This window comes from Mesorhizobium sp. M7A.F.Ca.CA.002.05.1.1 (assembly GCF_003998335.1).
Taxonomy (GTDB): domain Bacteria; phylum Pseudomonadota; class Alphaproteobacteria; order Rhizobiales; family Rhizobiaceae; genus Mesorhizobium.
The window spans coordinates 1-6444 of record NZ_RZQI01000296.1 but is presented as its reverse complement, the minus strand read 5'-3'; the positions used below and the strand labels follow the sequence as shown (position 1 = coordinate 6444).

Here is a 6444-nt window from a genome sequence, read left to right as displayed (position 1 = left end):
TCTTTGTCAGGTTTGGGGACAAAGCGAAGGCAGATCCGTGGGGCTGCCCGAGTGACCGCGGCCACGACGGGGCCAGACAGAAATTCCAGAAATGCCTCGCTCACTCGGACGGTAAATGTCAGTTCGAGCGACGCGACGTCCATATGCGTGATCTGCGGCCGGAGCACTGCTTGCACGTCCCGCGCAAGCTCATGGACGCGCTCGCGCAGTTCGGCAGCGCGCGGTGTCGGCACCAGGCCTCGCCCGGCGCGAACGAGCAGCGGGTCGCCTGTTGCTGCCCGAAGTCGCGTGAGCGTCCGGCTCATGGCCGATGCGCTCAAGCCGAGGCGACGGGCTGCCCCTGTCACGCTGCCCTCGGCGAGCAGCACATCCAGTGCGACGAGAAGGTTCAGGTCCACATCAACATTGGTCATGACCTGAGCCTATCCCAGCCGCGTCGCCAGACATAGCGTTTGATGCAACCATACTTTGACTTTGATGCGTCTGGCGCCCTGCGCACGGCCGCTTATATCGGCTGTCGGACCAACATCGAAAGCTACCAACTCTCATGCCCAAACACATTCCGAGCGACCCAGCTCGCACAATCCTCCTCATTGGCGCATCGCGGGGCCTCGGCCATGCCATGGCGGCCGAGTTCCTAAAAAAGGGATGGAATGTCGTCGGCACAGTTCGCGGCGGCGGAACCCGGACCTTGCTGCACGATCTGGCAGACGAGCATGCTGGCCGGGTCGAGATAGAGACCCTGGACATCTGCGAGCCCGACCAGGTTGCGGGCCTGCGCCAACGCCTGACCGGCAAGATGTTCGACATGCTGTTCGTTAACGCCGGAACGACGAACAACGAGACGGATACGGTCGGGCAGGTGACGACCGACGAATTCATCCGGGTCATGCTCACGAACGCGCTGAGCCCGCTGCGCGTGATCGAGAGCCTCGATGACTTTGTCGAGGCGTCCGGGTTGATTGGCGTGATGTCGTCTGGACAGGGCAGCGTCTGCAACAACACGACCGGCATGCGCGAGGTCTACCGCGGCAGCAAGGCCGCCTTGAACCAGTATATGCGCTGCTACGCAGCCCGGCACGCGGGCGAGGCCCGTTCGATGGTCCTGATGGCGCCGGGCTGGGTTCGCACGGAGTTGGGCGGCCCGGGCGCACGGCTCACCATCCAAGAGAGCATTCCCAGCCTTGTGAACGTGCTCCTCGCAAAACGGGGAAACCCCGGCCTGGAATATCTTGACTATCTCGGCCGCACCGTTCCCTGGTGAAATCGCGGGCTGTGATGAAGTTCATCGGCATCGAAGATGTTAAGCTAGGCCAGCTGTTGTAAAAGGAGAGGGCTCTGACCACCGATCAAGCTGAAATCCACTATAAATCAGCATGATGCGAATAAACCCTCATACGGTCTTCCGGCTCCTTGACGCAAATATCAGCAGCGTTCCGATCCGCTCGTAGCCCATCCGGGGATAAAGCAGCGCCCCGGCGTGGGTTGCAGCCAGCGCCGAGTACCTCGACCCACGCGCCCGATCGTCGTGCAACATTCTCGACATCAAAGCCTGGCCAATGCCGCGACGCCGGTGCGACGGCTCGACATACATGCTCGAACACCATGTGGCTCCCAGGGCATCAAGGCTGCGTACGCGCCCAACGATATCGGCGCCATCGACTGCCACATACTGACGGAATGGCGCGCTGTCGCCGAGCAAATCGTCTGGGATCGGCTGCCTGCGGATGATCTTTCCCAACTGCGCCGCCCGTTCGGCTGTCTGCACGCGTTCGATCGAAGCAACCGCCGGCGGGCTGGGAATGCGGCGCAATCGGTGGACGAAAAAGCCTTCGGTCCGAAGCAGCCGGTAGCCGAGAGCTTTGTAGGCAGTTCGTGTCGGCCCGTCCGGATCCTCGTGCGCGATCATAACGGAAATGGCAAAGCCCGGCCGTGCATGCTGCCGCACGATGGCATCGGCCTGTTGAGCGGCGACGTCATGGACGACCCATTCTTCGCCGCGGTAGTCGCGAGGATTCTTGCGCTCGGCGTCGCGCATCAGCCACAACGGCCCAACACGGCGGGCCACGTAAGGAAAGGTGCGGCTTCTGTCGGCACTGAAGCCATGCACGAACACTTCGATCGCCGCTTCGATCCCGCTGTTTGCCATCTTCATTTCGACAGCCTAGGGTTGGCTATCCGCTCAAGGCAATACGCCACGAGCGCTCAAGCCTATGAGAATCAGCGGCAATTTACAGTTCCTGGCCCATGCGTCAGTTCCATAATCTATCTTATGCGACTTCCTGATGTGGCGGCGATAGAGTCGCCACGGGCCTTGGATTCAGATGCGCCTCTGGTAAGAACCTCTCTCATGGAAACCCTTGAGGCTCAGAAACCCAGAGTATCGGTTCGCAAGCGTGCGGCTGCGGTCAAATCGTTTCGCTGCAAGAACTTGGTAGCCGTTGTCGAAGATCCGAATGATATCAGGAACATCGGAACGGTAATTCGAAACGCAAATGCCCTCGGCGTTGAAAGAGTCTATATCGTCGATCCACGCAAAGCACTTCCTGATGACTGGCAGCAAATGCGCCAACGGAAATCGCTTTCGGAAACGTCTGTATCAGCCGTCAAATGGACGTTTGTGAAACGATTCGACAGCACTGACGCCTGCCTCAGCCATCTGGAAAAACATGGCTTTGTGTCCGTCGTCACGTCGCCGCATATAATGGGAAAGACCAGCGTTTTCCTGCACGAGGGCGATTATACCCAGCACACCAAACTCGCTGTCTGGTTCGGCAATGAGAAACGGGGCATCAGCACCCTTGCGGTCGAGCGCAGCGAGATGTGCGTAGCAATTCCAATGTTCGGGATGATCGAGAGCCTAAACCTCGGAACCAGTTCGGGTATCGTACTCTACGAAATCGCGAAACAGCGACGCGAGTATCAGAGCAAATACCGCCGCGGTAGCCGGAAGGGAAAACGCGCTGAGCCACTACCTACTGTAATGCGTCGGGAAATTGGCGGCTTTGCTTCGAGCGAAACCGAAGGACAGACCTGAGCTGACGCGAAGCTCAACCGACCGTTGGCCGGCTCTACTTCCGTATAATGGCTCCGGATGTGCGGCTGTCGGCGGCGCGCTCGACCCGTTTCAGTTTGTGGGGCGATCTCGCCCCTACTCCAGAATGACCACGGCTTCCACCTCGAAAAGCATGGGGTCGATTGCAAGCTTGGGAACGGGAACCAGTGTCTGCGCCGGCAGCGCCTCGCCGAACATGTCCTTGACGTTCCTGGTCAACACATCGAGCTTGGACATGTCGTGGTCGACCACGAAGACCGTGAGCTTCGCCACCTGATCCGGCCTGGCGCCGATGCCCTCGAGCGCCGCATGCAAATTTGCGTAGGCCTGCTTAACCTGGACGGCGAAATCGGGTGACAAGGCTCCTGTGCTGTCTTGGCCGCCCTGCCCGGAGATGTAGGCAATCCGAGCTCCGCGCGGTGCGATCACGTCGGTGCTGTAGCCATTCGGCGACGGGTCGTAGAGCGTCTGTGGATTGACGATGGTCAGCTTGAGGTCGTTCCCAGTCGCTGTAGCCGCAGCGGAAACTGCCATGGTCATGATAATTAGCCCTCCGGTAAGCAGATGCTTGATTGCGCGTGACATGATTTCTCCTGGCTCTGCTGACTGCGAATAACGCACTCGCGGCCGGCATGAACTTTAACCAGATCGCCCATACGATGAATCGTGCGATGTACGAGTCATCGTATGGTACGTCGTACTAGTCAAGCGATCAGCGTCGACATTCCTGACGGTGCCTGCCAAAATCGACGTTCGGCCAGCAAGGAAGACAGATGGCAGCCAAACCCCGCAGTGCCAGCAAACGATCGCAACGGACAAAGCTTCCACCTATGCAGGAAGCGAGCAGCGAGCCGCCGCTGTCTCGAGAGCGTATCGTGGCGATCGCGGTGGAACTGCTGGACGCCCAGGGCATAGACGGAGTGACAATGCGTCGGCTGGCCGATCGCCTCGGCTCGGGTGTGATGAGCCTATACTGGCACGTCGACAACAAGGAGGATGTCTTTGATCTAGCACTCGATTCGGTGCTCGAATATCGCGCATCGCCCGAAACAGGTGAGTCTCCGGACTGGCGCGGAGACGTCGTTCATATGCTCGAAAGCTGGCGCGCCAGAATGTTGCGCCATCCTTGGTCGGCATCGCTGTTGCCGCGACGGGCGCTTGGCCCGAACATCCTCAGTCGCCTGGAAATGCTGAGCAAGACCTTGTCGAGAGCCGGTGTTGCGGACGCGGATCTCAACGCCGCGATTTGGTCGCTCTGGAACTATGTGATGGGCGCCACCCTCACCCGGGCAAGCTTCGACCTCTCGGAAGAAGACAGAGCAGCCGCACAGCCGCGTCTTACACATCTCAGCGAACACTACCCGACAATCGAACGCTCTCGTCTGCTGTTGGACAACGATTGGGACGGCACTTTCCGAAAAGGCCTGGACTTCCTGCTCGATGGCCTCTCGCCAAGATAGATTCCGACGGCTACGCTTGGAGCAGACCGGATGGCGCTGCTTTGCGCACGCCAGTTTGACGCAATAGCTTCCCCAATCCACATCATCACATTTGGCTCGCTGCCAAGGCGGCACAGGCAACGGGCAAGCCCGGATGCTCGATCCCATCGGCGGCGGTGGCTGGCGCGGCTGCATTGCAGCTGAATTGGTGCAACTGGCGATGTCGTTGTTACGCATTGCCAAACGCTGGCCGGAATCTCTCGATCTTTTGCGCAAACCTTTTTGCCTGACATGCGTTGTTTCCTCTCCAAGCCAAGGAGACGATCATGCAGATGAAGTCGGAAATAGCCGGTGAAGCGGCCAAGCAGCGCCATATCCAACGTGGCGTCGATGCCAAGGACAAATCGAAAGGCGATGGGAAGCAGCAAGGCGCCATGCAGGCTGGCGCCCGTGAATATCCCGAGCCCCCCTTCCCCGAGCAACATCAGCCCAAACCGGGGCACGAATGGGCACTAGAGCCGGAGCCTTTGTATGATGCGCCGTACTATCTCGGATCGAAAAAACTCGACCAAAAGGTAGCACTCATCACGGGCGGCGATTCCGGCATCGGCCGCTCGGTGGCGGTGTTGTTCGCCCGCGAGGGCGCCGACGTCGCGATCGTCTATCTGGCCGAGGACAAGGATGCTGAAGAGACCAAATCAGCGGTGGAAAAGGAGGGACGACGCTGCATCCTGGTCAAGGCCGATGTCAGCGAACGCAGCCACTGCCACAAGGCGGTCATGGAGACCGTTGAAAAATTCGGCCGCATCGACGTGCTGGTCAACAACGCCGCGTTCCAAATTCATTCCAGCGATTTCGGCGAGCTGACCGAAGAACATTTCGACACGACGCTGAAGACCAATCTTTACGGCTATTTTCATATGGCGCAGGAATCGGTGCCGCACATGAAACCCGGTTCGGCGATCATCAACACCGGTTCGGTAACCGGTATCGACGGTTCAAAACAACTGGTCGACTATTCGATGACCAAGGGCGGCATCCATGCCTTCACGCGGGCCTTGTCGGGAAATCTCATCGGCAAGGGCATAAGGGTGAATGCGGTCGCACCGGGGCCGGTGTGGACGCCGCTCAATCCGTCGGACAAGGAAGCCGACGACGTCTCGAAATTCGGCGCGGACACGCCAATGAAACGACCCGCGCAACCGGAAGAACTCGCGCCGGCCTATGTGTTCCTCGCTTCGCCGCACTGCTCGAGCTACATCACCGGCGAGATCTTGCCGGTCGTCGGAGGGTACTGAGGATGGCCGAAACGAAATCCGTAACCAAGGAGTAGGATGGATGGGCCGTCTACTTTTCATGGTGGCGCTCGCTTGCGTAGCGTACCGCATCTACACGGAAACAGCAGGATCTGCTCGGCATGTGCCGCAGGATGACGATGAGGCGCTGCGCCAGCAATCAGCGGCCTTGGGCGTCGACCCGTCTCGCTGACGGAGTGGAAACCTGCCGGCAATCCGGCCGGCCGAGTTACCAGCCGGCCGGATCGCAGCCTTATTCGGCTGCCTGCAGGTTGATCTTGCTTTCCGCCATTTCGGTGAGCTTGCGATCGGTCGCCTGTTCTTCCCTGAGGTTCTTGGTCAGCACATTGGCGCAGTCCGTGCGGCCAAGTTGCTTGGCCCAGGCGATGAGCGTGCCGTAGCGGGTCATCTCATAGTGTTCGACGGCCTGCGCCGAAGCAATCAGCGCCGCATCGAGAACCTCCTTGTCATCGACGTCACCGCTCACATCGTCGGCCTCCTCGAGAATGCCGTCGATTGCCGGACAGTTGACCTCCTTGGCCTTGACGCCATGCAACTCAAACACCTCTTCGACGCGCTCGATATGGCCTCTCGTCTGATCGAGGTGTTTTTCAAATCCGGCTTTCAATTGCGGGTCGGTTGCCTTGTCGATCAT

10 protein-coding genes are annotated in these 6444 nt (G+C 59.5%); 6 read left to right on the top strand and 4 right to left on the bottom strand.

Annotation, left to right across the window (positions count from 1 at the left end):
• A partial coding sequence (locus EN939_RS16595) for a LysR family transcriptional regulator (protein ID WP_164751030.1) occupies positions 1-413 on the bottom strand: 413 nt, incomplete at its 3' end.
• A 134-nt stretch (positions 414-547) separates the two neighbouring features.
• Here EN939_RS16595 and EN939_RS16590 point away from each other — a divergent pair.
• Positions 548-1264, top strand: coding sequence for an SDR family NAD(P)-dependent oxidoreductase (locus tag EN939_RS16590; protein ID WP_127268848.1), 717 nt, complete (start codon positions 548-550; stop codon positions 1262-1264).
• Positions 1265-1393: 129 nt separating this feature from the next.
• On the opposite strand, the gene EN939_RS16585 is transcribed toward EN939_RS16590, so the two are convergent.
• Positions 1394-2155 (bottom strand): GNAT family N-acetyltransferase, encoded by a 762-nt coding sequence (locus EN939_RS16585; protein ID WP_127268847.1) that lies wholly within the window; start codon positions 2153-2155, stop codon positions 1394-1396.
• Between the two features lie 195 nt (positions 2156-2350).
• Here EN939_RS16585 and EN939_RS16580 point away from each other — a divergent pair, with 195 nt between their 5' ends.
• Positions 2351-3037 (top strand): TrmH family RNA methyltransferase, encoded by a 687-nt coding sequence (locus tag EN939_RS16580; protein ID WP_127268846.1) that lies wholly within the window; start codon positions 2351-2353, stop codon positions 3035-3037.
• A 114-nt stretch (positions 3038-3151) separates the two neighbouring features.
• Here the strand turns inward: EN939_RS16580 and EN939_RS16575 are convergent, their stop codons facing one another.
• On the bottom strand, positions 3152-3640 hold the full coding sequence (locus EN939_RS16575) for a RidA family protein (RefSeq protein WP_127268845.1): 489 nt from the start codon (positions 3638-3640) through the stop codon (positions 3152-3154).
• 188 nt (positions 3641-3828) lie between these two features.
• Here EN939_RS16575 and EN939_RS16570 point away from each other — a divergent pair, with 188 nt between their 5' ends.
• From EN939_RS16570 to EN939_RS16555, 4 genes are all read left to right on the top strand, one after another.
• Positions 3829-4515, top strand: a complete 687-nt coding sequence (locus tag EN939_RS16570; protein ID WP_127268844.1) for a TetR/AcrR family transcriptional regulator — start codon at positions 3829-3831, stop codon at positions 4513-4515.
• 133 nt (positions 4516-4648) lie between these two features.
• Positions 4649-4849, top strand: a complete 201-nt coding sequence (locus EN939_RS16565) for a hypothetical protein (RefSeq protein ID WP_127268843.1) — start codon at positions 4649-4651, stop codon at positions 4847-4849.
• Positions 4821-5792 (top strand): SDR family oxidoreductase, encoded by a 972-nt coding sequence (locus tag EN939_RS16560; RefSeq protein WP_127268842.1) that lies wholly within the window; start codon positions 4821-4823, stop codon positions 5790-5792. The genes EN939_RS16565 and EN939_RS16560 overlap by 29 nt, the downstream gene beginning before the upstream one ends.
• A gap of 40 nt (positions 5793-5832) precedes the next feature.
• Complete coding sequence (locus EN939_RS16555) at positions 5833-5982, top strand: hypothetical protein (RefSeq protein ID WP_127268841.1); 150 nt, start codon at positions 5833-5835, stop codon at positions 5980-5982.
• Positions 5983-6042: 60 nt separating this feature from the next.
• Here EN939_RS16555 and EN939_RS16550 read toward each other — a convergent pair.
• Positions 6043-6444, bottom strand: a 402-nt coding sequence (locus EN939_RS16550) for a YciE/YciF ferroxidase family protein (RefSeq protein WP_164751029.1), incomplete at its 5' end; no start/stop codon positions are given.

Coding starts and splice junctions, on each gene's coding strand:
- EN939_RS16560 (WP_127268842.1), top strand. CDS start 4,821: ATGCAGATGAAGTCGGAAATAGCCGGTGAAGCGGCCAAGCAGCGCCAT.
- EN939_RS16585 (WP_127268847.1), bottom strand. CDS start 2,155: ATGAAGATGGCAAACAGCGGGATCGAAGCGGCGATCGAAGTGTTCGTG.
- EN939_RS16570 (WP_127268844.1), top strand. CDS start 3,829: ATGGCAGCCAAACCCCGCAGTGCCAGCAAACGATCGCAACGGACAAAG.
- EN939_RS16555 (WP_127268841.1), top strand. CDS start 5,833: ATGGGCCGTCTACTTTTCATGGTGGCGCTCGCTTGCGTAGCGTACCGC.
- EN939_RS16565 (WP_127268843.1), top strand. CDS start 4,649: ATGCTCGATCCCATCGGCGGCGGTGGCTGGCGCGGCTGCATTGCAGCT.
- EN939_RS16575 (WP_127268845.1), bottom strand. CDS start 3,640: ATGTCACGCGCAATCAAGCATCTGCTTACCGGAGGGCTAATTATCATG.
- EN939_RS16580 (WP_127268846.1), top strand. CDS start 2,351: ATGGAAACCCTTGAGGCTCAGAAACCCAGAGTATCGGTTCGCAAGCGT.
- EN939_RS16590 (WP_127268848.1), top strand. CDS start 548: ATGCCCAAACACATTCCGAGCGACCCAGCTCGCACAATCCTCCTCATT.